Below are 741 nucleotides of genomic sequence, written 5' to 3' on the forward strand. Positions count from 1 at the left end.
TTCGGGCGTGCCGCCCAGCAGCGCCAGGTTGTTGGCCTCGGTGGCGCCGCCGGTGAACAGGATCTCGCCCGGCCGGGCGCCGATCAGCGCCGCCACCTCGGCCCGTGCAGCGTCGATCGCCTCCGCCGCCCGCCAGCCCGGCCGGTGCCTCGCCGCATGCGGGTTGCCGACCGCGGCCGGGTCCAGCCAGGGGCGCATCGCCTCGAAAACCGCGGGATCCAGCGGGGTGGAGGCGAGGTGGTCGAGATAGAGGGGAGCGGTCATGACAGCCCCTCCATTCTGGTCCCTGCCTCCGCGCTGCCGCACAATGGAGTCCCCCCTCCCCTCGCGAGAGGGGGGTAGGGGGAGGGGGTTTCCGAGGCAACGCTCTGATGGCTGACGAACGCGTCCAGCTTCTGCGGGAGAACCAGACCGAGGCCGAGCTGCTGCTCTGGCACCAGCTGCGCGACAAGCGCGTCGGCGGCGTCCGTTTCCGGCGCCAATACCGCCTTGGCCCCTTCATCACCGATTTCGTCTGCCTTTCGGCGCGGCTGGTGATCGAGGTGGGTGGGCCGTCGCACGAGCTGATTGTGGATGCCGATACCCGGAGAACGCGCTGGCTGGAGGATCAGGGCTTCCGCGTTTTGCGCTTCACCAACGACCAGGTCATGCATGAGCTGGCGGGGGTGGTGCAGACGATCGGAGCCATTTTGAGGGGAGACGTTGAGTAGCGGGTTCGGCTCCTCCTGCGCGAACCCCTCC

Annotated in this window: 2 protein-coding genes; one reads left to right on the forward strand and one right to left on the reverse strand. The window is 69.4% G+C overall.

Annotated features, from left to right (window positions below):
* The coding region (locus tag P409_RS35505) for an aminotransferase class V-fold PLP-dependent enzyme (RefSeq protein WP_034849870.1) at window positions 1-264 on the reverse strand (264 nt) is incomplete at its 3' end.
* A gap of 107 nt (window positions 265-371) precedes the next feature.
* On the opposite strand from P409_RS35505, the gene P409_RS35510 reads away from it, so the two are divergent.
* On the forward strand, window positions 372-710 hold the full coding sequence (locus P409_RS35510) for an endonuclease domain-containing protein (RefSeq protein WP_034849872.1): 339 nt from the start codon (window positions 372-374) through the stop codon (window positions 708-710).
* The last annotated feature ends 31 nt before the right edge of the window (window positions 711-741 follow it).

The organism is Inquilinus limosus MP06 (genome assembly GCF_000767795.1).
GTDB lineage: Bacteria > Pseudomonadota > Alphaproteobacteria > DSM-16000 > Inquilinaceae > Inquilinus > Inquilinus limosus_E.

Coding starts and splice junctions, on each gene's coding strand:
- P409_RS35510 (WP_034849872.1), top strand. CDS start 372: ATGGCTGACGAACGCGTCCAGCTTCTGCGGGAGAACCAGACCGAGGCC.